Origin of the sequence: Rhodopseudomonas sp. BR0C11 (assembly GCF_010820945.1) — a bacterium.
Lineage (GTDB): Bacteria > Pseudomonadota > Alphaproteobacteria > Rhizobiales > Xanthobacteraceae > Rhodopseudomonas > Rhodopseudomonas palustris_H.
Genome location: NZ_QTKI01000699.1, coordinates 1 through 1,322, shown reverse-complemented (window position 1 = coordinate 1,322; position 1,322 = coordinate 1). Strand labels below are relative to the sequence as shown.

Genomic DNA, 1,322 nt, shown 5'->3' with positions numbered 1-1,322 from the left:
GGGTAGGATCGAAGTGGGTCGGCTCCTTGCGCCACACCAGATCAAGCGCGACCTCGACCTTGCGTCGCGGCGCGATCTCGGCGACGGCGGCGCGCAGCCGCTGGTCGAGCTGATCCATGATCGCCGCGTCGGCGCTGCGCATGTCGATGGTGAAGGCGATTTCGCCGGGAATGACGTTGCGCGACGGTGAGGCGATCACCGCTTCGCCGACGGTGCCGACGGCATTGGGGCCGAGCTCGGTTGCGATCTTTTCGACCGCCAGCACGATCTCCGACAGCGTCGCCAGCGCATCGCGGCGCAGATGCATCGGCGTCGATCCGGCATGGCTTTCGAAGCCGGTGATCTTGCCGTCGTACCACAGCACGCCCTGGCCGTGATCGACCACGCCGATGGTCTTGCCTTCCGCTTCCAGGATCGGGCCCTGCTCGATGTGCAGTTCGATGAACCCGGTGAACGGCTGGGCGCCGACCGGCTTGTCGCCGCGATAGCCGATGCCGTCGAGCGCCTCGGCGACGCTGATGCCGGCGGCATCCTTGCGCGACAGCACGTCCTCGACCGTGAAGTCGCCGACGAATGCCGCCGAGCCCATCATCGCCGGAGCGAACCGCGAGCCTTCTTCGTTGGTCCAGTTGGTGATGCACAGCGGCAGCTCGGTCTCGATGCCGGCGTCGTTGAGCGTCCGGATCACTTCGAGGGCGGCGAGGGTGCCGAGGATGCCGTCAAACTTGCCGCCGGTCGGCTGGGTATCGAGATGCGAGCCGAGGCCGATCGGCGGCTTGGTCATGTCCCGGCCCTTGCGCAACGCGAACATGTTGCCAAGGGAATCGATGCTGACCTCGAGCCCTGCCTGCTCGCATGCCTGGCGAAACCAGTCGCGCACCTGCTTGTCTTCCGCCGACAGCGTCAGCCGCTTGACGCCGCCCTTTGGAGTGCCGCCGAACTGCGCGGTGCCGAGGATGGTGTCCCACAGCCGCGAGGAATCGATCTGCAGGTTCGAGGCAGTCTTGGTCATAGTCACTCCGGAAAAGTCAGCGCGGACGCGCGAGGCAGAACGAAAGTGTGTCAAGCCGGCTGGTCGCGCGTCAACCAATCGCCGGTTCAACGACGTGAGCAATATCGCGGAGCTGCATTGCAGGATCGGGCATGAAGCCGCCTGTGTGTGCAATCTCGGCTGCGAGCTCGGCGACCCGCTCGATCGCCACCGTATCGGGCGAAGCGAGCCAGCTTGCGGAGAACCGCAGCGGTGAGATTTTCAGGTTGGTCTGCAGCAGTTGCAGCCGGCCTTCGGCGAGTTCGTTCTCGACAATCGCGGTCGGGATCAC

At 65.5% G+C, this 1,322-nt stretch carries 1 protein-coding gene and 1 pseudogene; both read right to left on the bottom strand.

Annotation, left to right across the window (positions count from 1 at the left end):
• Positions 1-1,012, bottom strand: a 1,012-nt coding sequence (locus DYI24_RS26690) for a Zn-dependent hydrolase (protein WP_164574466.1), incomplete at its 3' end; no start/stop codon positions are given.
• Between the two features lie 70 nt (positions 1,013-1,082).
• Positions 1,083-1,322, bottom strand: a pseudogene (locus DYI24_RS26685) (LysR family transcriptional regulator); the annotation flags it as partial.